At 38.1% G+C, this 21,108-nt stretch carries 33 protein-coding genes; 5 read left to right on the forward strand and 28 right to left on the reverse strand.

Annotation, left to right across the window (positions count from 1 at the left end):
- Positions 1–10: 10 nt before the first annotated feature.
- The 8 genes from NAG76_22355 to NAG76_22390 all read right to left on the reverse strand — a co-directional run bounded on the left by NAG76_22355 (position 11) and on the right by NAG76_22390 (position 3,090).
- A complete protein-coding gene (locus NAG76_22355; protein ID URN94525.1) occupies positions 11–292 on the reverse strand; it encodes a hypothetical protein in 282 nt (93 codons plus the stop codon).
- A 12-nt stretch (positions 293–304) separates the two neighbouring features.
- Entirely contained in the window at positions 305–586 is a 282-nt protein-coding gene (locus tag NAG76_22360; protein ID URN94526.1) for a hypothetical protein, read from the reverse strand.
- A 12-nt stretch (positions 587–598) separates the two neighbouring features.
- Positions 599–1,192: a hypothetical protein gene (locus NAG76_22365; protein URN94527.1), complete on the reverse strand. Its 594-nt coding sequence runs from the start codon at positions 1,190–1,192 to the stop codon at positions 599–601.
- 81 nt (positions 1,193–1,273) lie between these two features.
- Positions 1,274–1,531: a hypothetical protein gene (locus NAG76_22370; GenBank protein ID URN94528.1), complete on the reverse strand. Its 258-nt coding sequence runs from the start codon at positions 1,529–1,531 to the stop codon at positions 1,274–1,276.
- A 70-nt stretch (positions 1,532–1,601) separates the two neighbouring features.
- A complete protein-coding gene (locus NAG76_22375; GenBank protein URN94529.1) occupies positions 1,602–1,793 on the reverse strand; it encodes a helix-turn-helix domain-containing protein in 192 nt (63 codons plus the stop codon).
- The gene (locus NAG76_22380; protein URN94530.1) at positions 1,794–2,099 is read right to left on the reverse strand and encodes a hypothetical protein; all 306 of its coding nucleotides are present in this window, start codon (positions 2,097–2,099) and stop codon (positions 1,794–1,796) included.
- Between the two features lie 16 nt (positions 2,100–2,115).
- Positions 2,116–2,811, reverse strand: coding sequence for an ORF6C domain-containing protein (locus NAG76_22385; GenBank protein URN94531.1), 696 nt, complete (start codon positions 2,809–2,811; stop codon positions 2,116–2,118).
- A 48-nt stretch (positions 2,812–2,859) separates the two neighbouring features.
- Entirely contained in the window at positions 2,860–3,090 is a 231-nt protein-coding gene (locus NAG76_22390) for a helix-turn-helix domain-containing protein (GenBank protein URN94532.1), read from the reverse strand.
- A 172-nt stretch (positions 3,091–3,262) separates the two neighbouring features.
- Between NAG76_22390 and NAG76_22395 the strand changes: the two genes are divergently transcribed.
- The gene (locus tag NAG76_22395; protein URN94533.1) at positions 3,263–3,913 is read left to right on the forward strand and encodes a helix-turn-helix domain-containing protein; all 651 of its coding nucleotides are present in this window, start codon (positions 3,263–3,265) and stop codon (positions 3,911–3,913) included.
- A 224-nt stretch (positions 3,914–4,137) separates the two neighbouring features.
- Here NAG76_22395 and NAG76_22400 read toward each other — a convergent pair whose 3' ends face one another.
- Positions 4,138–4,371: a helix-turn-helix transcriptional regulator gene (locus NAG76_22400; protein ID URN94534.1), complete on the reverse strand. Its 234-nt coding sequence runs from the start codon at positions 4,369–4,371 to the stop codon at positions 4,138–4,140.
- 57 nt (positions 4,372–4,428) lie between these two features.
- Between NAG76_22400 and NAG76_22405 the strand changes: the two genes are divergently transcribed.
- On the forward strand, positions 4,429–4,641 hold the full coding sequence (locus NAG76_22405; GenBank protein URN94535.1) for a hypothetical protein: 213 nt from the start codon (positions 4,429–4,431) through the stop codon (positions 4,639–4,641).
- Between the two features lie 32 nt (positions 4,642–4,673).
- On the opposite strand, the gene NAG76_22410 is transcribed toward NAG76_22405, so the two are convergent.
- The 9 genes from NAG76_22410 to NAG76_22450 all read right to left on the reverse strand — a co-directional run bounded on the left by NAG76_22410 (position 4,674) and on the right by NAG76_22450 (position 9,769).
- The gene (locus NAG76_22410; protein ID URN94536.1) at positions 4,674–5,048 is read right to left on the reverse strand and encodes a LytTR family transcriptional regulator DNA-binding domain-containing protein; all 375 of its coding nucleotides are present in this window, start codon (positions 5,046–5,048) and stop codon (positions 4,674–4,676) included.
- 12 nt (positions 5,049–5,060) lie between these two features.
- Positions 5,061–5,186 (reverse strand): cyclic lactone autoinducer peptide, encoded by a 126-nt coding sequence (locus NAG76_22415; GenBank protein ID URN94537.1) that lies wholly within the window; start codon positions 5,184–5,186, stop codon positions 5,061–5,063.
- 6 nt (positions 5,187–5,192) lie between these two features.
- Entirely contained in the window at positions 5,193–5,699 is a 507-nt protein-coding gene (locus NAG76_22420; GenBank protein ID URN96911.1) for an accessory gene regulator B family protein, read from the reverse strand.
- A gap of 5 nt (positions 5,700–5,704) precedes the next feature.
- A complete protein-coding gene (locus NAG76_22425) occupies positions 5,705–6,316 on the reverse strand; it encodes a hypothetical protein (GenBank protein URN94538.1) in 612 nt (203 codons plus the stop codon).
- 11 nt (positions 6,317–6,327) lie between these two features.
- On the reverse strand, positions 6,328–6,546 hold the full coding sequence (locus NAG76_22430; GenBank protein URN94539.1) for a helix-turn-helix domain-containing protein: 219 nt from the start codon (positions 6,544–6,546) through the stop codon (positions 6,328–6,330).
- Positions 6,547–6,725: 179 nt separating this feature from the next.
- Positions 6,726–7,286 (reverse strand): hypothetical protein, encoded by a 561-nt coding sequence (locus NAG76_22435; GenBank protein URN94540.1) that lies wholly within the window; start codon positions 7,284–7,286, stop codon positions 6,726–6,728.
- 25 nt (positions 7,287–7,311) lie between these two features.
- A complete protein-coding gene (locus NAG76_22440; GenBank protein ID URN94541.1) occupies positions 7,312–7,848 on the reverse strand; it encodes a hypothetical protein in 537 nt (178 codons plus the stop codon).
- Positions 7,849–7,914: 66 nt separating this feature from the next.
- A complete protein-coding gene (locus NAG76_22445) occupies positions 7,915–8,517 on the reverse strand; it encodes a replication-relaxation family protein (protein ID URN94542.1) in 603 nt (200 codons plus the stop codon).
- A complete protein-coding gene (locus tag NAG76_22450) occupies positions 8,501–9,769 on the reverse strand; it encodes an FtsK/SpoIIIE domain-containing protein (GenBank protein ID URN94543.1) in 1,269 nt (422 codons plus the stop codon). The genes NAG76_22445 and NAG76_22450 overlap by 17 nt, the downstream gene beginning before the upstream one ends.
- A gap of 372 nt (positions 9,770–10,141) precedes the next feature.
- On the opposite strand from NAG76_22450, the gene NAG76_22455 reads away from it, so the two are divergent.
- Positions 10,142–10,363, forward strand: coding sequence for a hypothetical protein (locus NAG76_22455; GenBank protein ID URN94544.1), 222 nt, complete (start codon positions 10,142–10,144; stop codon positions 10,361–10,363).
- Positions 10,364–10,394: 31 nt separating this feature from the next.
- On the opposite strand, the gene NAG76_22460 is transcribed toward NAG76_22455, so the two are convergent.
- The 3 genes from NAG76_22460 to NAG76_22470 all read right to left on the reverse strand — a co-directional run bounded on the left by NAG76_22460 (position 10,395) and on the right by NAG76_22470 (position 12,879).
- Positions 10,395–11,684: a DNA polymerase IV gene (locus NAG76_22460; GenBank protein URN94545.1), complete on the reverse strand. Its 1,290-nt coding sequence runs from the start codon at positions 11,682–11,684 to the stop codon at positions 10,395–10,397.
- A 443-nt stretch (positions 11,685–12,127) separates the two neighbouring features.
- Complete coding sequence (locus tag NAG76_22465) at positions 12,128–12,508, reverse strand: hypothetical protein (GenBank protein URN94546.1); 381 nt, start codon at positions 12,506–12,508, stop codon at positions 12,128–12,130.
- A 116-nt stretch (positions 12,509–12,624) separates the two neighbouring features.
- Positions 12,625–12,879, reverse strand: coding sequence for a DUF1871 family protein (locus tag NAG76_22470; protein URN94547.1), 255 nt, complete (start codon positions 12,877–12,879; stop codon positions 12,625–12,627).
- 181 nt (positions 12,880–13,060) lie between these two features.
- Here NAG76_22470 and NAG76_22475 point away from each other — a divergent pair, with 181 nt between their 5' ends.
- A complete protein-coding gene (locus tag NAG76_22475; protein ID URN96912.1) occupies positions 13,061–13,933 on the forward strand; it encodes a DNA ligase in 873 nt (290 codons plus the stop codon).
- 55 nt (positions 13,934–13,988) lie between these two features.
- On the opposite strand, the gene NAG76_22480 is transcribed toward NAG76_22475, so the two are convergent.
- Complete coding sequence (locus tag NAG76_22480) at positions 13,989–14,693, reverse strand: peptidoglycan recognition protein family protein (protein ID URN96913.1); 705 nt, start codon at positions 14,691–14,693, stop codon at positions 13,989–13,991.
- Positions 14,680–15,087 carry a phage holin family protein gene (locus tag NAG76_22485; GenBank protein URN94548.1) on the reverse strand — a complete coding sequence of 136 codons (408 nt, stop codon included), beginning with the start codon at positions 15,085–15,087 and terminating at the stop codon, positions 14,680–14,682. The genes NAG76_22480 and NAG76_22485 overlap by 14 nt, the downstream gene beginning before the upstream one ends.
- Before the next feature lie 170 nt (positions 15,088–15,257).
- Between NAG76_22485 and NAG76_22490 the strand changes: the two genes are divergently transcribed.
- Complete coding sequence (locus tag NAG76_22490; protein ID URN94549.1) at positions 15,258–15,917, forward strand: copper amine oxidase N-terminal domain-containing protein; 660 nt, start codon at positions 15,258–15,260, stop codon at positions 15,915–15,917.
- A 35-nt stretch (positions 15,918–15,952) separates the two neighbouring features.
- Here the strand turns inward: NAG76_22490 and NAG76_22495 are convergent, their stop codons facing one another.
- The 5 genes from NAG76_22495 to NAG76_22515 all read right to left on the reverse strand — a co-directional run bounded on the left by NAG76_22495 (position 15,953) and on the right by NAG76_22515 (position 21,103).
- On the reverse strand, positions 15,953–16,189 hold the full coding sequence (locus tag NAG76_22495; GenBank protein URN94550.1) for a hypothetical protein: 237 nt from the start codon (positions 16,187–16,189) through the stop codon (positions 15,953–15,955).
- Positions 16,186–17,901, reverse strand: a complete 1,716-nt coding sequence (locus NAG76_22500; protein ID URN94551.1) for a phage tail protein — start codon at positions 17,899–17,901, stop codon at positions 16,186–16,188. Before NAG76_22500 ends, NAG76_22495 begins: the two co-directional genes overlap by 4 nt.
- 64 nt (positions 17,902–17,965) lie before the next feature.
- Positions 17,966–20,047, reverse strand: coding sequence for a GDSL-type esterase/lipase family protein (locus NAG76_22505; GenBank protein URN94552.1), 2,082 nt, complete (start codon positions 20,045–20,047; stop codon positions 17,966–17,968).
- 12 nt (positions 20,048–20,059) lie between these two features.
- A complete protein-coding gene (locus NAG76_22510; GenBank protein ID URN94553.1) occupies positions 20,060–20,644 on the reverse strand; it encodes a collagen-like protein in 585 nt (194 codons plus the stop codon).
- Between the two features lie 6 nt (positions 20,645–20,650).
- Positions 20,651–21,103, reverse strand: coding sequence for a hypothetical protein (locus tag NAG76_22515; protein URN94554.1), 453 nt, complete (start codon positions 21,101–21,103; stop codon positions 20,651–20,653).
- Positions 21,104–21,108 lie beyond the last annotated feature (5 nt).

Here is a 21,108-nt window from a genome sequence, read left to right on the forward strand (position 1 = left end):
TAATTCCTCCTTAGATTTCTAATTGCAATGATTCTGTGTGTAACTCTTGAAGCTTATTTGTCGCTACTTGAATCGCTGTTTGATCTTCAGTTTGAATTGCGTTGGAGAGTGCATCTAGTTGCTCATCAATTTCGATTTTGATTTCTGTGATTCGTTCAGCTGCTCTTGTGTTCTTGAATGCTTTAATCACATCATCTTTACTAACCTTAGGAGCGAATGAGATACTAAATGTTCCTTCGAATGGAATACCGTTAATCCGAATTGAAGTGTTTTTCATTTGCTTTTCATTCACAGTGATTCCCCCTTATAATTCAGCCAACTCTTTTTCAAGAATCGCAATCTCTTCTTCTGTTGCGTCAATAAATGCGTTGATCATATGTGCTTCGATATTTGCATGAAGTAGGCTGACACGTTTAGATCCCCACTCTGAAGTTGCAAAGTCAGATGAATCAAATTGAATTTTAATGTTTTTCAATCTATCGCTCTTCACAATCGCAATTTTCTCTTTAAGATTATTGATCAACTTTACAAGTTCTTCAGCTTTTTCAACTCTCTCTTTCATATAAGTCAAGGTTTTCATATCCACTTGCTTTCCTCCTTATTTCTTGTTTTCAAGCAACACAGCTTGTGATTGCAGATTTTCTAGCAACAGAGGTATATTCAAACGGTTGATAATGTCAGCTGATAATTGAGCTTGTAAGTTTTCTTCAAGTGTTTTCACGACTGTTTTCTCTGCATCGGTACGCGCTTTTTCGATAGTTTTAGTAACCTTGCCTAAAAGCTCTTTTTCTAAGTACCCGTGGAGCAGATATTCAGATATCGTATACTTAGCATCGCGGCTGTAATCAGCCTTGTTACCACGTTCATCTAACTTTTTCTCCGTCATGAACTTCTCAAATCGTTTACCGATGAATTGAGTTAAGGAAATGAATTCTACCTTACTTCCCCATCCACCATCTGTAACAGGCATCTGTATTTCACCTAACGACTTTTTAGTAACTTCTTGTAACATTGCATCCGCAATCGTCTTAACTCGATTTGTGATAATTTCAGATAATTGTTTTTCCATCTTTGCACTGATATCTTTTGTTAGCTTATCTTGAATACCATTAATGATTTTTTGTTGCATAACCTCATCAATTGAATCCTCATTAATCCAATCCAATTCAACCTCGATATTAAACTTTGCCATATTCCTATTTCCTCCGTTCGCTCAATGTGATATCATGAGCATGTATTTTGTGGACCACGTTGAGGTGCGAGCTCATGTGGTCTATTCTTCTGTTGGGCCATCTACTGCGATGTGAATGTAAGTTCGATAGATAAATGATTCAACTGGGCAATCAATCCATGTGTATGTTTCATCTTCAAACGTGACCTTAATTGCCTTCTCGTTGTCCCTAATCACCGGTTTAAGAGCGATAACAACCTTGTCTTGGAACTCTTCATTAACTGCGATAATCATTATTTTGTGTGGAGAGCGTAGTTCAACTTTCACAAGCAAATCTTCATATTGCGTTTCCTTCTTCATCGTTTTCACCTCCCTTTTAGGCTCAAATAGCCGATTTTGGCAAAAAAATAAATAGGGTTCATGAAACCCATCATTTTTCTTTGATTGTTAACCTCAATCCAAAAGGCTGTAAAAGTAGCTCCACTGTATCAATGCTCGGCTTATGTCTACCTCGTTCAATATGACCGATAGTGGCTCTAGTCACTCCGGATAGCTCAGCTAACTGCTTACCAGTAAAGCCATGTTTCTTGCGTAGTAGCTTGATTGATTCGCCAATGTCCATCTACACCACCCTCTCATGCCATCTGCCGCGCTCATGTAAGTTAAGGAACTGTTCGAAGCTCATTCCTATCGTTTCTCGTACATTTGTTTGATCGAAGTAGTTGCCTAACACTTCGAGTCGTTCATCACTGATTCGCATCGCTTCACCACCATATTGTGTTAAGATACGATCGTGCTCAGCGTGTATAGTCTCTTGTGCGAAGAAATCTGCTACCATTCGAGCTGCTTCATGACCTTTGAGTATGCCAGTAGCATATACAGGACCTGATGTTAAGCCTTTTTCGTGAAGCAATTGAGCGAATAACATGTTCAACACTCCTTTCTTAGTCCTCGATACACATTTGATTGTTTGTTTGCTCAATTCCACGTAATAGTTTTCCTTGTGGTGTCCATATGGTTAAGTACTGCTTAGCTCGGTTATAATCAGCAACCAATGTATTGCAGTAAGAGTTTACGTTGAAGTAATCCTGGTAATCTTTCCATATACCCTTGTATACTTTGCTTCTTAGTGATCCGTCTGCGTAAGCTGGTGATTTATTACCTCCGATTACTTTGAACACTCGTTGTTTTGCTAGACTGTTTAATTCACGTTGCTGACCGTAATCTATGGTCGTGTTGTTCTCGATGTGCTCCACTCGGTTAATAATTTCTTGTGTTCGTTGGTCCAGCAAGAATATCGCTTGAAGCTCAGGAGTTAGATTTGCATAGGGTCTATTCAAGCTGTCTCGCATCTTATTGAACTCACTGATATACAACTCTTTGAATCGTGCTGCTTCCTTTCCTGTGTAACCCATAGCCAAGAATGCAAAGCCTTGTTCGGTGATGATGTATTTGGGAGTATCACGACCTTGTGCGTTGATGTAAGTTGACTCGGCGAAATTGCCGACCCGAAATTCCTCGCTACATTCGAGTTCGCGAATATCTCGCATCACTCTTGCATGTTCTTTTCCAAAAGTTTCAGCTACCTTTAAGCTGTCAGTTACTGGTTGTCCATTCTGAGTGAAAACTAATTGATTCAAAGTTGTTCCTCCTTATTTTTCGTTTTAGGTATAAATCAGAGCGAAGTTCTATATACTGTTATTGTTCGTGTCGAAAACTTGACACTCTGTTTCAAAAAAAATTTCGAGTGGAATCTCAAACGCTTGTGACAACCTTGCCAATTCGTCAGCATAGAATCTATTACGACCGTTTTCCTTGCGAGAATATGTATTATCTGATATCCCTAAAATTTTTGCTGCATCAGAAGCCTTCATCTTTTTATTGATTCGAGCAGCCTTCACACTTATTTTCATATCCATTCCCTCACCCCATTTCCGAACATTTGTTTGTGTCATTTTCTTGACACGCTCATAATATCACCACTTTTTGGTTGCTGTCAACACAAAAAATACACGTTTTCACCATTTATATTGATTTTCGTGTCTTTTTGGTGTATGCTTTTTTTAGCCTTTAGATGAAAGGAAAATTCAAATGAGCAATAATTTTAATTTAGATCAATTTTACAGCGTTGTTGGTGACAACATAAAAAAATACCGTTTGGTTAGAAATTTTAGTTTGCAAGATCTAGCTGAGCGAGTTGGAGTTACTAAAAAAACTATACACAGATATGAGAATGCTGAGAATAAAATTAAAGATGATACTCTTAAAATTATTGCTGACTCTCTAAATGTTACTATTACTCAACTTACTGAAGGTGCATATGAAGCTGTTGGGATGGTGCAACATGATGAATCGGAAAACGTATCTTTACCAATCGTCGGAAGAATCTCATGCGGTACTGGTGGGTTAGCGTTTGACGATGTAGAAGGATATGAGCAAACACCTAGATCGTGGATTAATGGCGGTCAGTATTTCTATCTACGTGCTAAAGGCGACAGTATGACAGGTGCTAGAATCTTTGAAGGAGACTTGTTGCTTATCCGAAGCCAAGAGGAAGTCGAAGACGGAGAAATTGCAGCTGTGTTAATAGATGATGAAGCAGTTTTAAAAAAGGTTTACAAACAAAATGGTATGCTCGTTTTACAATCAACTAATCCTAATTACTCTCCTATTATCTTCAATGGGCAGAATGAAAATATACGTATCATCGGTAAATTAATTAAAATTGTTATTAATTTATAGAAAAAAAGACCTTCAATCGAAGGTCTTTTTTTGTGCCAACTATGTCGTTGGTTGTCGAATCATGGTATGAATTCGCGAACGTGAGTTTTTGTTTACATACCTTTAATTCTCCTAGATAATGTATATATGAGCTGGACAACTTCTTTCTCACAAGGGATTAACACACCCTTCACCCTACCTATAGGTAGGGTTACCGACATGGAGAGTGCGATATAATCGCAACCCTACCGCGTATTATCCCAAGTATAAAAGTCATCCATTTTTTTATGTAATATTTGCGCAAAAGCTCTGAGGATAACTATATTGATTGGCTTTCTGTCATTCTCATAGTGTCCAATCATAGCAGGGGTTATGGTCAGATCAAAGCGGTTTTTTATTTTGACTGACAATTCTTCTTGAGTTAATCCCGCATTGACCCTAATTTCACGCAGTAGGCACTCCCCTCGCTGTAGTGCCATATCAAATTCCCTTCAATTTATTTCGACATAATTATAACATGAGAGGATTGACGATGTATGAAATATTTAACAGTGATTGCAAATAACGATTTATTATCTAAGCGAATATTAAAAGGCGACAGCTTAAGGGTTGCCGAGCAACATGAATTTACTGAACAAGGTGCATACATAGTTTATGTGAATGGTGAGTTAATCGTAAGTGATGATGAGAATGTAATTAAGAACAACTTTGTACGAGGGAAAGTAAAATCAATTGTTATTACTCCATAAAAATAGACCTCCTAAAATGGAGGTCAGTAGAGTTAGATTACACTAACTGATTTATTAAAACTCTTTATGATCTGCTCATATTCACTGAACTTATGATGTGCAAATTCACATCCAAACTTCTTGTTGCTTCCGAAGTATGCCTTGCGATATTTCGTATCAAGTATTTGAATGTTGACGATGTTCACAAGTGTGTTTCGATCCACTTTAACAAATCTATAATCACCTGTGTTGGCAATAGCGGTTTCCCAATACTTTACGGTACCCATCATGTAGTAGATTACATCACCAACATAGACCAACATCCGCTTTTTCTCAGACTCGCACAAGAGGTAATCTACACTTCTTAGTGGTATAGATAATATCCCCGATTGACCATCCGGATCCTTTGTAACAGTTAGATTGTTCAAGGTCATCACCCCCTACTTCGACAGCAATTCTGCTGGCGTTTCGTTTTGATATACAAACCAAAAACTTGCTGTAGACACTGTTAATGTCGCAACAACACTAAGTGCTGAAGCTGTTAGAAAAGTTGCTTTTTTCAACATTTATAATCACCTCCTCTCAAGATATAGCGTTACTGCTTGTACCAAAAATGCTAATGCGATCACATCAGATTGAATTAGGAAGTTCAAACTAACAATTGCACATGATAGAAATTTGAGTAAAGGATAATACTTTTTAGGTATACGCGATTGTTTTTCTATACTAGTTGGTGCCCACGCGATCATACATAAAACGTTTGCTGCAGTAATCATAAGTGTCCATGAATTAGGCATGGTTATAAGTGATAACGTAGTAGCTCCAGCAGTTGTTGCGATCACACACCATAATCCCGACTTTAGATGCAACCCACCTGATAATTGTCTAAGCACTGCGAAACTGGTAAGTATTAGAACCACTTCTTTAGTTTTACTTGTAAACATCGACACTAGTAATGTTAGGCCTATTATCATAAGTGCATTAATAATTAAACTCAGCGCATATTTTAAGACTTTCTCAGATGCAGGATGTTCAGGCACTGTTGATTTGATACTAAAAGCCATTCTTTCTGCTAGCATATCGATCACTGTTCCCTCTCCTTTCTTATCGCAAAGAACAAGAAATACATAAATGATAGTGCGATTATTATCATTGCTTTGTTACTAAATGAAGTTAATACCATGCTTACAATGGTTGCGATTATCATTGTGATAGTAATGTAATGTTCTATCTTAAATCTTAACTTTTCAAAATCAACTACGAATCCGAATCGGTATCTCAATAATATAAACGCTATAAAAAATTGTACGATTGCGGTAATACTTTGTAATATGTAACCACCAGATGCTGTATTGTTCATCGTCTGGATATCACCGAAAAAGATTTCAAGTAATACCCATTGGATGCAACCAAATGCTGTGTAACAAACGAATGTAATGATTGATGACCATATCAATGGAATTTTTAAGTAAAGTGTAAAAAATAGAATGAAAATAAGTAAACTTAGAATAGGTGCGATGAATGATAGATGAACTTCCTCTCGCAAGAAAAAACTCTGCGAGATCATCACCGCCATAAACGGCATAAACGCATTGATGTGTTTGAACTGCTTCAGTCTAAAAGTGGACATTGTCATGAAGTAGATACTGATTCCTTCAATTGCTGAGAAGAAAAAGAAACCAATGATTGTTCCCAATTGAATCCTCCTTAGAATATTTTGTCCTTACCAGTTACTCTCTTCATAGCTTCGTATGTCACTAACCAAACCTTCCCTGACTTCCTAGCTTCTTCTTCGTTGAATTTATTCCTATTACACCATTGAGTTACCGTATTCTCTGATAACCCCCATAGTTCAGCTGCTTCTCTCGATGTGTACACTACGTACAAAGGTGATGAATTAACCTCGTGGTTCGTGTCTTTTTTCATAATTTTACTCCTTATCGAGCAAACCGCTGTATTGTTTGCAATACAAATATAGCACGCATCTGTATTGTTTGCAATACAATTTACTCATCTTTTTTTATTTAATTTTATATGGCTAGCTACTCCATAACAACTTAAATAATGTAAAAAAGCGACTTCCCATTTACGAGATGTCGCTTTTTTTAGTTCATGATTGTTGCCATTTTATAATCTGTTAACCATATTCTATCAGCATTCCCTTCACTATCAAACATAAAAGATAACATATATACCTTCTCTTTTTCTTCTAGTTCTTTAAGTGAATCTAAGGTTGTTTTACCTATAAATGAATTAGTTTCTGTATAATAAAAATAATCTAAATTACGCTGCTCTGCATTTTCCATGCCATACTTTGTACTATATACCTCTTTTATTGTTTCATTTGAGTCACCAATGCCTATATTTCTTGATGTTTTGTATATGTCGATTGATTCTTCTTTTAAACTTAAACCAGCTACTACATCATCACGGTACATAACAGTTATCCCAAAATCATAATCCAGAAAATTCTCAGTGATCCCTTTAATTCCTATTCCTATCTTTTTCTCTACATCTACTTTTGAATCTCCATAGCATACTTTTGATTTAGAATCGATCTGAGTTACACACATATCATTTTTCGTTAATTGTCCTTTGTTTTCACCGCCACTACTACACCCTGCAAGCATTACCACTGTTAGAACTGCTAGTATTAACTTTTTCAATGTCGCATCCCCCTTTGAACAAATTTTATTTCCCTAACATTGATAATTGAACATCAGTAATAGCTATCTCACTCACATAACCGTTTTCATCATATATAAAAAAGTAACCCATGTAATCTAACCAATTTTCTGGTACCTCTTCATCTTCAGTAATAAATTCTTTTTTTATTGTATCGTAGTAATACGAATCTACTTGTTCACTAGTTGAAATAAAAACATCACCAAAAACTTCATTTACTTTCCCTTGCAAAACTCCGACTTTAATATCAGGAGTAATTGAGTATTTTCCCTCTGAATCTTTATCTAATCGGATTCTTGCAACCAAATCATCTCTATAACCGATCTTCACTCCATTTTTATAATTAAACTCGCCGTGTTCTCCTTTCTCTCCTTTACCGAACACTTCCTCAGCCTTGACTCTATTATCTCCATAACAAACAGTTTCTTTTTTATTATTAGAAATACATGCTGTCGAAAACTCTATTTCCTTTTCTTTTGTATTACCTAAACTACATCCTGCTAGAAAAACTATGACTATAATCGCTAGTACTAATTTCTTCAATTTTATTTCTCCCCTTTGTAAAATATATACAAACAGTATAAGGCATTTCCTATTACTTTCCAACGATTACCTTTTCATAACTTTATTAACCATATCATCGACTGTGGCGTAAAACACTCTGAATGATGTACTAGTTAGCGCTCCTGGTCCTTTCCCCACTATCCATAACATAGGTTGAACTCGTTTATCTTTAGGTTGCCATTCAAAGTTGTGCCACTCATTAGACTGATAATATTGCTCGTATCTGTTCATTTTCGCTATCCACTGTTTCGAGCTATAGTCAGACCGTTGTATCTCAATAAAAAACGGAGTACCTTTCCATATCATCATTACATCAGGTTCCGGATAACCTTTGTCACCTAACTTTGGCTCAACTTCAAATACTCTCACCTTATCAATCTTAACAATGTCACAGTAAAAGTCTGCAATAGCTAAGAAGTGATTGAGCTTGCTCGAATCCTTCTTGATGTGCTTAGCAGGAAAATATGTGTACATGCGTCTTTCTTTACTCACTTCAATATGGCCATCTCTCTTTAGCCGAAGAAGCACACGATTACACTCGTTAACTTTGTTTTTAACTGATCCGAAATGTAGCTGTTCTATTTGTTCACGCGTCATGCATCTAAACCGTTTTAAATCCTCTACAATAGCCTTATCTCTCGTTGTCATTATCTAACACCCCAAACTCTATAAAGTCGCTAGAAACCTCTTCCAACACCTCGTAATCAGTAACTTCGATGATCTTATTAGTATTAGATATCTTAGGCTCATTCAGTCGCTTATATGGCGCTAGTATCTCTTTAGCTTTGGCTAGGTCTAAGTATGGCGCTTGTGTCTGTCTTAAGCCTTCCAGTGACAAGTAAAAGCGTCCCTTTTGCGATTGTTTAATATGAGTTGCTTCACCAGTTCCGAGCGTGATACGGCTGTTAATCTCGTCAGCGTGTCTAAATGCCATGCGTACAGTTAGGTTGTTCTTGAGCTTACCATCAAGGATATCTGCATCAGGACGTTGCATGCTTAGTATAAGGAACACACCTAATGCACGACCAATCGCGGATATGTCCTCAATGATACCCATGATAACTTTCTCTTTCTTCAATAGAGCAACTTCATCAACTGCTAACACAATGTATTTCGGTCTTACACTCTCTGGTAGATCGTTAATGTTTGATAGTTCATGCTTGTCGAGTAGATTGCCACGTCTAACAAGCTCTTTGTTGATCTTCAGTAATGTTGTTTGTAGATGTAATGGCTCAATATCCACCGTCTTAGCTATCCCTCTGAAAAGATGAAACTCCGTACGTTTGAGATCAGCACAATACAACTCTAGCTTGTCACTAGCACATGTGATTAGTGTGGTGAGTATAGAGCGTAGTTGTACAGACTTCCCGCTACCCGTCTCTCCCGCTACTAACAAATGTGGATGCTCACACATGTCATACACGATGTAGCCTTTACGAGTCTTTCCTGCAAGTATAGGAAGGTTATAGCCTTTCACTGCTTCTTTGATCTCTTCTAAGTAATAATCAAAAGTCTTCAGTTCAACTTTGTATATCTCTAAATTAAATGTCTTACTATCTCCTGTTAAGTCAATCCTCTCACCAAACCCCTGTTTAAAGAGCCACAGCTTGCTAGTAATCTCTTGAGGGTTCATTCCATCTGGAACACTAAATATAAGCTGTGTGTGATCCTCGTACACTCCTACACGTTTGATTTCTGGATATTGCTTGACTTCATATGTTGCATTGCTCCTAATGCGCTTAATAGGTTTGTAGACATTACCATCCTTGAACAACTTCATAAGCTTCAGTTGTGCAGCTGGACCAGGCATCATTTGGTACCCTTTGTAGACAATTGCACAAGCACCACTTGCAGCAACGATGCTCTTAGCTGCTACAGTAAATACTGCAATACTAAACATGACATCACACCTCTCTATTAATGCTGTAGGTAATGCAGTAGATAGACATACTCTCTATCTCTTCACTAGTGCAGTTAATAGTGTGGTAGTTAGTGCAGTATCAATAATGCAGTAGTACGAGTTAAAAGTGTTGGGATTACTAGAGTTTAGAATAATGTTCAGAGGTAGTTGGGAGGAAGAAGGGTAAGTGTGGGAAGAGAAAGAGCAAAGACCGAGTGTGCCCCAACGTCGAGCGTTTTATGCATCTGCATAATTAATAAATATTACCACTGCTCGGTTAAGTTTCTCACATCTCGTAAATAGGCTAGTATCTTTTTTAATAGGTTTGTCCATACTGCTAGATATGAGAACATTGGACAAGGAGAGATACTAATGTCTGGTTTGGGTAAAAGTAGAAGTAAATTCGGAAGTTATGTAGATCAAAAAGGGATTCAACACCAAGAGTTGTTAAGGATGAAACGAGTAAGTACGAATGTAATAACCAAAGCGTGCAATACTAGTGGAACTTCATTAGGAGATATCAGCAAGAGGATATTAGTTGAGATCGTCAACGAACTCACAGGAGAAAATAAAAAGGTCAGCGACTTTTGGTAATTATTCATTTAGTCGCATGACCTTTTAAATATTATTTGTGGTGTCCTCCGATCATTTCAGCTCGTCGGATTGCTTGCCCAGCATTAGTAATTGATACCGCCCTAGTAATGGTTGTTTCACCATACTTTTGTTTAATGGCATCAGTCACCTTCTCGAGCGCCATCGATTTTTCACGCCCATTATCGAATAAAGAAATTTGATATTCGTCATCACTTGTTAATTTTGATAGGCTTACTCCTACTTGTCGAACAGGTTGACTATCCCAATGATGTATGAACAATTCAACTGCTGCATGATAAACGTGATTTGTTACGTTTGTTGGATCATCCATTTTTGATTGACGATTAAATCCAGTTGGAAAGTCGAAATTAGCACCTCTACATGTAACTGTAACAACATGAGCCATTAATCCTTGACTACGCGCACGCTGACAAACAACCTCAGATAACTCCAATAAGATTATTTTTATCTCTTCTAGCTTACTGTAATCCCTCGGTAACGTAGTCATGTTCCCTATCGATTTAGGAGTATTTTCATATGTGCCTGGTGCAACAGGACTGTCATCTATACCATTTGCAATGCGCCAATAAAGTTCTGCATTAATGTCAGAGTTCTTCCCAAATTTACGGCGCATGCGCTGTTTGAGCTTATCCAGTGGTGTATTTGCTAACTCTCCAATTGTGTAAATGCCCATTGATTGTAGATGAACATTCATCCTTCTTCCAACCATGAACATTTTTTCTATTGGCAACTTCCAAAGTGTATGTTCAAGATCCTCTCGAAGTAAAGTATACATGCCTGATTCATTTTTCTTTGCGAAATTATCACAAGCGGTTTTAGCGAGTATTTTATTTGTACTAATGCCGTAACGTGTATATATGCCAGTCGCTAACTCTACTTGATGCTGTATTAGATGTGCTAACTCATCTGCGTTACATTGATAATGCGCCAAACTGCCTGTAACGTCCAAAAATTGCTCATCTATAGAGTAAGGCTCAACTAAATCAGTGTATGATAGATAAATCTCCGTAATCTGCATAGATACTTTGATGTATTCTTCCATACGTGGACGTATTACAATAAGATCCGGACATTTAGCGAGTGCAGTTCCTAGATTCTCAGCTGTTGTAATCCCAAATGATTTCGCCAATGGACAAGCGGCTAGAATAATGCCCGAACGTCGTTCCGGATCTCCTGCAACGACTAATGGACGATCAACATATTCAGGATGAGCCATCTTCTCAACACTTGCGTAAAAAGACTGACAGTCTGCTAGCATAATAACTCTTTGCTTTCTCACAGACTTTAAACCCTCCTGCATAACAACACCGCCTTAATTCATTTGATCTTATTATATACGAACAAACGTTCTTATATCAAGTTTGAAATTATTGGGATATACTCGTCTTAATCAAATTAAGCGAGGTGATGTAAGTGATAATTAATCTTCATGGAAAAGATTTTAAGGTCCATGGATATCGAGTGATTGAAGGGAATTTTACACATGTATTTGCTACTGATGACGACCATAACATATATAAGCTAATGTGGACCACTGGTAATGAACCAAACAACCAAAATACAATAATCCTCGTTATTCACCACAGTATTTAAACGTAAAAAAGCCACCCCACCTATTACAGTAGAGCAACTTCTATTATTCCTCTTGCTAAGAGAAAAATCCTTATATTTACTATTTAGCACCCTCTTTATTGGTCTAACGTTCTCCATTAGCTCAATGAGTCATAATGCATTAAACTACGTTTAATAAATGGTATTCCAAAACCTATCACTCTTCATGTCTTCAATTACTTTTTTAAATGTATCTAAAATCTGTTCAACATTTTTATCAAAATATACAATTAAACGAACTGGTGAGATACTTGTAGTGCCACCATTTTTTGAACAAGGAAAAATCCTTATTTGGGAAGAATTCTCCCAAACAAACGTCTCAATCAGCCAGTGTGTAGCATAAGGGTAGTCAGGGGATATTTCATCATTAGTCAGCTCAAACCTATCTCTTTCTCCAATCGGTAAAAACTCATATCGTATACACCTAATGCCTTTTCTTTTAAATCTTTGGCGTCTGGCTTCATTTAAAGCATTATAACTATTTTCTATTTTCTTCTTTAATCGTTTTCTCATTTTTCACCTCTTACTTAACCTTCTATAAGTGATTTAATCAACCTGTTACTTCATTATCGTTAAAGAAAAGTGCCCTCGCTGTAGCTCCATAATATCGTTATTCGTTAGTTCAATGATTAATTATTATTAAGATCAGTTATTTTAAAAGCCTGATTTAAGCAACTTAAATGGTCTAGCTTCACACCCATCATATCATTGAACACTCTGTATATTTCTTTTGCTAGTTCTATTTCATTTGAACATGTTATTAACCTTTGTGCAATCTGATTGATCTCGATATCATACTCGTTCTGTGGAGCACCTCCAGCTAACAGACCAATAGGATCCCAGTTGTTAATCACTTCTGTTAAAAGCTTGGTACTTATTTTCACCTTTTATCACACCTTATTTGGGTAATCTATCTAGTAAAAATATTCTATAATATGCTCTACAATCCTGCCCACTAGCATAATGAATTAACGATTACTAACTGAGTGGCTTTTCATTTCTTTGTAAAATATATCTGAACATTGGGCATATTATCAAATAAAAGGATGATATGTCTTGATCGAAATGAGCTTGCCAAAAGTGCCTATGGCTCCTGTTAACTCCCCTGAAATACCTACTGGACCAGAATGGCGATATCAAATCAAATGGGATGGTGTAAGAACGTTAGTAAGGCTTGATGGTAAAGGTGGCGTGGAAATATTCTCTAAGCGAGTTGAACCACGTAATGATACGTTTCCTGAGATCGTAGAACTACTAAAGCCATTAAGAATCGGCGCTTGTGTACTTGATGGAGAAATAGCTTATTTCGATGGAACTCGACCAAACTTTCAGAGAGTTCGACTAGGTGTAAGGAAACAGAAGTATGATGAATCTTTGATCTTCGTAGCCTTTGATATGTTATATGATGATGGTGATGATATCCGATCATTACCGTTTATTGATCGTTATCAACGGCTATCAGCTAAGTTGCCTGAGAAGCAACCTAGACTATTTGTTACTGATATATTTGATGATGGTCAAGCGCTGTGGGAATGGTTACATGAAAGAGAATGGGAAGGGTTAATATCTAAGCGTGTAGATAGTCCTTACACAGAGGGAAAGAAACATACTAACTGGTATAAGAAGCGTAAAGAAGTTCGGATTACTGCAGAAGTAGTGGGAATTAAACTAAAGAATGGTTACGTATCAAGCTTAGTTTTACGGTATGAGGATCGTTACATAGGACATGTCTCAGGATTAGACCAAGCTTCTAAGCAGCTACTACAAAAAGTTATGAAGGAACACCCTGGTGAATGTCCTTTTGATAAGTTAACACCAGGAATGAAGAAGTCTGATATCGCTTGGTTAGGAGTGCATTTCCCATGTAGGGTTACAGCATTAGAGTTTACTGATTCAGGAATTTTACGACAACCTAAACTATTAGGATTTGGCGAATAGAATTTAAAACTAAAAAAGCCCCTACTACCAATTAAGGCAGAGGGGCTTTCGGCATTTACTTTGCAGCACGCAAGGCAATAGCGACTGATCGCCATCCCTCAAGCGTCATCTTCGGATTGCTCATTTTCTTCATGATAAACTCAGGTCCGAACTCACTTACAAACCACTTAGGAGGATCTACTTGAGCTGTTTGTTTTTCTAGCAATCGAATTGTGTTCGCTTGAGCTATCATTGTCTGCTTTAATGCATCAACCTCTTTGCGTTCTGCTTCAGTCATCTTCTCATTCTCTCCCTTCGCTACGTCTAATCTAAATTGATCCATGTTTATAACAGGACATGCTTTCCATGAGTAGCCCGGATACTGACTGTGCCCCTTGATTTCAACCGCGCTTGGCAATTGCAACTGTAGCCATCTGACAAGCTCTAATGCTGATTTATATTGAGCTTCTGTAGGCTTCTGCGTTCTAAAATCTCCAACCATACAAATACCTAAAGCATGCTTATTGCTGTTGCCTACGTGATAGCCTACTGTTGTATGATCTAGGCATTGATTGATTGTCCCGTCTTTATCAATTACATACGTATATGCAATACCTGGCCATCCATTTGTATTAACGTGATAGGTAGCAAATGCTTGAGCAGATCCGCTCAGCGTCAACGAATGATGGATAGCCAGTGAACGAATATCACTGGCTTTGCGTGTGTTGTACTTTTTAGTTTTGTGAACAGGTAGCTTACCTCTTAGATCAACGACTTTCATCAGTATCACCCGACTTACCCCTTAGAACTTGAACAGCCTTTGAAATAATCGGTGGAATCGGTACACCAAGGCGACCAGTGTTCTCAATAAGACTTAATAACTCTCCTGCTAGATAGAAAAAGATTGCTGCATCCCTTATAAGATGATCATCTCCGATAACCGTATCAAGTAAATGTGCCACCGCGACAATTGACAAAGTACCAATCTTTCGAGTGACACCAAACCATAGTTCTCGACTTGATGCTTTCCCTTCTTTACCAGCCAAGGCTAGACCACTCACAAAATCAATTACAATAAATACAACTAATACCGTCATGAGCTGCGTCCACCCTCCAAATAAAAATGATGCCACTGCACCGCCAATTGCTATAAAAAATTTAATTATGCTGTCCATCTTTACACCCCATTCCCCAAATTAGACATTAAAAAAAGACCTTCAAAGGTCTAAGTACTTTCAGATATATTTCGTGAATAAAAGTAATCACCACAATCTGTAAAAATATGAAACATCTATGTCGATAACGAGTATATAATGTTAATATAATTACTGAGAGGATTGATACTATGAAAAAATTCAAATACATGATCGTAGGTGCAATCGTAGGTGCTACATTAGCAACAGCAGGAAGTTCATTCGCTGCTACTGCTTTTGAAACGTTGAAAGCTACTGTACGACCTGACTATAAAATCGTAGTCGATGGTAAAGATGCCAAGCTTAATAATAAGCCTGTTACGATAGACGGTTCCACATACTTACCAATTCGCGAAGTTGCAACGTTACTTAATAAAGATGTCAATTTCAAAAGCTCGACAAATACAATTACATTAACAACGAAGAATGATACTGAAATTGATAAAATCAGTATCAACACATTAGGGACGCCATTTGAAATCGGCAAAACAACATTTACAGTTAACAGTTACAAATACATTGAAAACACTAAACATCCGCAATACTCCGAAAAGTTTTTCATTGCTGTTAATTTCGACGTTACTGTTTCTGATAATCAAACCAACGTTTGGCGTGGTATCCACTTTCTAAGTCATGTAAATGTTGCGAATCAAAAAATCAATGTCGCTACTGAAGAAAATTCTAATCTTATTTACCCTAATGTAACTGAAAGGATAGAAATTCTATTCCCTGTTTCAGAAAAAAATACCGTTACTTCAATTAACTTCAAAGATCCAGTAAGCGGAAACGTGTCGGTATTTGAAATCAAATAGTCAAAAAGACGATTCTTAAGAATCGTCTTTTTTTGTTAGCTAATATAGATAACTTGGTTGCGGTATCTCAGTAATTGCATAGCTATATTTATTTCTCCGTCTTTGTAACCTAATTCCATTAACTCACGCCATAACTGTGCTTGCTCGATTCCGTTAGTTATTTCATTAACCAAATCAGCTATGAATGTTGCTAACACTTCAACGTCGAACACTATTTCGTCAGGAACTGGCAGCCCCGACTGTTGCATTGCTTCTCTTGAGATCATTCTCATGCGTCAACACCGCCCCTAGATTGAATAAATAACTGCACAATAACCGCACATTCGATTCGTGACAAGAGATTAGGAACAAGTTCAATAGTATGCCATTGACCACGTTGTACTCTACCACTGTCATCTTTACTTAAGTATGGTATTATATCAAATTCATCTACACTTACCGCTGAACCAGGCACTAGATTTCCATCAACAAATAAACCTAATGCAGTAGCAGTTGCTCCCTCATATATCCCAAATTGAATGCCATGTACGTGGTCGGGAATTAAAACATCTACTTTATGTGTGTGGTTAGGTAATGAAATATTGTGCTTATGCCCTCTGACCTCTTGGAATAGATGCCTGTGTCCATCCGATTCCTCGGTCCAACCGTACCCATACGAGACATCAATACCACTATCACCACTTGTTATAATGCTGCCACCACCGCTATTGCTTGTGATTGAACTAGAGTAAGCCCCACCACCCTCGATAGCTTTTGAGTATGAACGGAATGGATCGGCTCTGTATGATAACATCACTTTATTAATTCTTACCGCTTCCTCAGGCACCCAAAATCTAAGTTTTGCAGGATGCGACGGATCGCAATTATCTGAAAAAACATGTGTATCAATATTCGTTGATCCTTGCGAGTTCGTTTCGCTCACTCGCTGCCTATCTGACAAGTCAGCAATGCTCCCCGATACATCTTGAACGTGATTAGCAATCTCAAGCGTCACTTCACCAGGAGCCCCAAGCATATTTCCTTTGCTCACTTTTAAGACTCTAGATATAATATCGATGCCTAAATCCTCATCAATCACACGCACTTGTACGCCTGTTTTAAACTTATCGATAGGATCTTTTGTAATCGAGTACAACTCAGAAGCGTCGACCTCATATGTTATTTTCGGGTGTTTCGCTGCATTGAGCACTGCTTGACCTCGTGCTAATAACGTATCTGGATATTGGAAACGTCGATCGACAAATAGCTTGTTAACGATACCGTACTCAGCTTGTGTGTCAGAGTCGATGTATGGAAGTCCATTGTTTGCATCGGCGATAGTTAGTTGATTAACTCCTTCGCCATAACCAAGACAATACAAGCGTGTACAGAGCGTTGTGTCGTCTTTTTGTCGTGTTACACCCTGCATGTTTACAGCATAGCGAATATAGGCATCAACACCTTGTGGTGGCTTTACTAGATTGATTGTCCATGGATAAACAGTAGTGTCCCATGTCCACATGTACTCTTCGTCAAAAGGTTTAGGTACACTCAGTAGCGCTGCTAGTAGGTTGTCATTCTCCCATGTGTACTCGAACTGTCTAGTGAAGTCAACTATCCCTAAACTCCATCGATGGATTGTTTGCTTAGACAAAATATACTGAATTGTTGCCCTCGAATAAGTTCCGATGTTTCCGACTTCATGATATAAGAACAAAACGTCATCTATGAGTGTGGCTAGTGCATGTTCACACTCATACTTGATAACTGCTTTTTCGATTGAACGAGAAGCGGTGCTTTTGATAATACGGAATAACTCTATACGTTCGTTATCATCGTATAACTCTACATAGTGAAAAGACTGACATTCAGCATTCTTTTCGTCTGTAGCTGGCAAAGAGAATGAAGCTGTCCAAACTGAATTGAACGGCATCTCATAACTAATGTCGAATGCATTTTCGAGGAATGCGACTAGTTGCATTTGTTGGTTGTAGACTTTGATCATGTGTTGACTCCTTTCTAAGCAAATAAAAAAGCACCCTCACGGATGCTTGTGTCATTGTATAAACCTAAAGTGCCGTTACAATAAAATCTAAAGGATCGCCGATAATATGCATATTAACCTTTAGGTCTGACCCTGCAGCAGTTCCTCCAGTAACGGCAGTTAACTTAGGATTCGCACCACCGATTACACTAAGCGATAACTGAGCGCCACTTGCAAATGTGTCAAGCTGCGTCCAAACACCTGATGTATTTGACCAAGCAAGGTGATAACGATTCGTTACAATTCGAGCGGCCACTCCTGCCATCATTCCACTTGCTGTTATCTCTACAAGTATACTCTTCCACTGACCGCTACTAAAAGTGATTGAAAATAGATCAACAGATGCTCCTGCGGGTATCCCTGTTTTTACGGATGTATAATCATTGTCATATTTTTTCTCAGCAGCAGATAATGTCTGTAAGACACCATTAAAAGTCGGAAAAAACGTAAGTCCATGTGCGATCGCTGAAGGATGGTTGATTCCCTCCACTCCTAATAACTCGTCCTCTGTATATGGTGCCTCTGATTCTAACGAATCCTCATAGATTAGAGATAAGTTTGCATAGATCACAGAACTTTGATTGCTACCAAAGGAAATATATCCATCGTTAAACTTTTTATTAATGAGCACATCGATTATTTTAACGTTATTCAAAAATACTAAGTGCCTTGCTCCAAATACCTCTAATCTAATTTTGTGAAACGTTGACAAATTCATCGTTAAACCTGTCACACTAGCACTTGGAGTACCTCCGTCTGTGCTAGAATATAGCCCTATTATACCAAAAGATGGTTGAATAAATAAGGTCATACTACCTAGAGTTGAGTCTTTACGATAATCTATCCATGCGTAATCGGAAGTAAGTACAGCTTTAAAATCAAATTGAATGACTCCGTTATAAAATGATCTCTTCCTAGTCACAAATTTATTAGTATCTGCGCTTGTAGGGGTAAGTGTTCCTCCACTTAAGTTAAAGTGTGACTTATCTCCCTCCCATTTTGAAGATGAGTATCCTTCCCAATTTGATTCTATATTACTCGCACGAGATACATCTTCGACTCCGTCGCGAAGTATCTGAAATAGTCGATTTGCATCAGCGACTATTACTTTATTTGCGTGACCTACTTCCCTAGTTGCTCGCGCGACTGCTTTTGTGGCGTTCTGAGTTTGATTATACCTATTATGATCTTTAGTAGGTAAAACGGTAGGCACAAAAACACACGAAGGTACGGGGTTCCAAGTATTTACAGCACCCAAAATAGAAGATAGATTACTTGCTATAGTCTCATCAGACTTAGAACCTGATGCCGCGTCATTCATTCCAAATGCTATTACAAGTAAGTCAGGCTTAAAATCTCTAACGCTGTTTATCCACGACTTACCCACCGTGCTCCATGGTCTTTTAAAACTATTTGCAGGTGGTGGATATACTTCATCTGCAGCTTGACCTACAAAAGAAGGGCTAATAGCTTGAGAACTAGTCCTTCCTCCTAACGACATATTTTGAGATATTAATGCCACATTAGGTAGCGCTTTTCTAATCGCTCTAGCTAATAATGCTGGGTAACCATCATCCAACGTTATTAGACCACCACCCTCTGTAATAGAGTCTCCCCAATATGCGATACGAAGAGTACCACTTCGAACGGCAGCAATTGCCCTTTTTAGACTATCTTGTGGAATGGTAGATATTTCTGCAACTGCTCGACCGTATAATATAGGAGATTTACTCGCTTTATTGATAGGTATTAATTTATAATTTTCACCACCAACAGTTAGTTCCGCTCTGTCTCCTAATAGATTTACATTGTTGATATTTACCAATGATGACGCATTATATGATCCTTGGGGAAAAAACACTGCTCCAATACCGGTGCTGATAGCTGCGTTGATGGCAGTCTGAATGTTGATCGTTTCATCCCCTACACCAACTGCTCCAAATTTACTTACATCTATACTGGTCTTTCTACCTAATTCCTCCGAAATATCCGTCAACTGCGCAGCAACGCTTTGCCCATTACTTCCTGCAACATTTTCCGCTTTTGTATGAGGATAATATCGATTACCCGAAGCATCCTCGATTACTATATTTCTATCTTCAGCCAATTACCTCACCGCCTATATCGTTTTGAAAAACACTTTAACTTCTTGACCAGTCGCATAATCAGCGCCATACTTTATCGAATCGCCCGGATTACCTTTGTCACCTTTCGCGCCTGTTGCACCAGTGTCTCCCTTGATCCCTTGTATACCTTGATCTCCTTTAATCCCTGCTGTACCAGTATCACCCTTTAGACCTTGAGGTCCTACAAGACTCTTTCCAGCGCCCCAAGCCCCTGAAGTTTTTGGTCCGAACATTAAATTTGTAGTAGTGTTTATATAGAAATCACCATCTACCCCAAGTCCCGTAGCTGGGTTTGAAGTGCCGTTAAGTATTGTTTTCCCATCTGTACCTTTAACCCCTGTATCACCTTTTAATCCTTGTATTCCTTGAATCCCTTGGTCACCTTTAAGACCTTGAATCCCTTGATCTCCCTTATCTCCTTTTTCACCTTTTTGAGAGACTAGATTATCTAAATAAGTTTGCAATGAAGTTCCATCTGCCATCAAAACAGCTCTTGTTTCCGTTTGAGGTATGACCGTCTCTATTACTTCACCGGTGTCTTCATCCAATAATTGAATCTGTATGATCGTCTTAGCCATCCGCTATCACTCCAATATTTTTATGCCCATACTTGGACTCACTCGTAAATTATCATTGTCTGTAGGAATGGGAACTGAGTCAGTAACGTGAAAATAAAAAGAACCTTCCAAGCGATTCGCCACCGCCGGAGGGTTCTCTGTCACAATTATTTTATTGTTCAACCGTTCATCTGCTGCACCTAATCGATCACCTATGACCGTATACCCACCACGAGCATCAACAATCTCTGTGATATCGTCTCCGCTTTGAGCGACGATATCGCTAATACGTTGTCCTTGTGCATCTATCGCTTGCTTAACATTACTCGTACCACTGTAAACAATATCTTCAGCTTTATGCGCTTGTTTCGATGTTTTATGACTTTTCACATCATTATCAAGTTCGTTAAACTGTCTATTTATTCGATCAAAAGTCTGACCAAGCGTTTCTTGCGGTTTTATTGGCTCGATATTTGCCACTATCA

The organism is Candidatus Pristimantibacillus lignocellulolyticus (genome assembly GCA_023639215.1).
GTDB lineage: Bacteria > Bacillota > Bacilli > Paenibacillales > Paenibacillaceae > Pristimantibacillus > Pristimantibacillus lignocellulolyticus.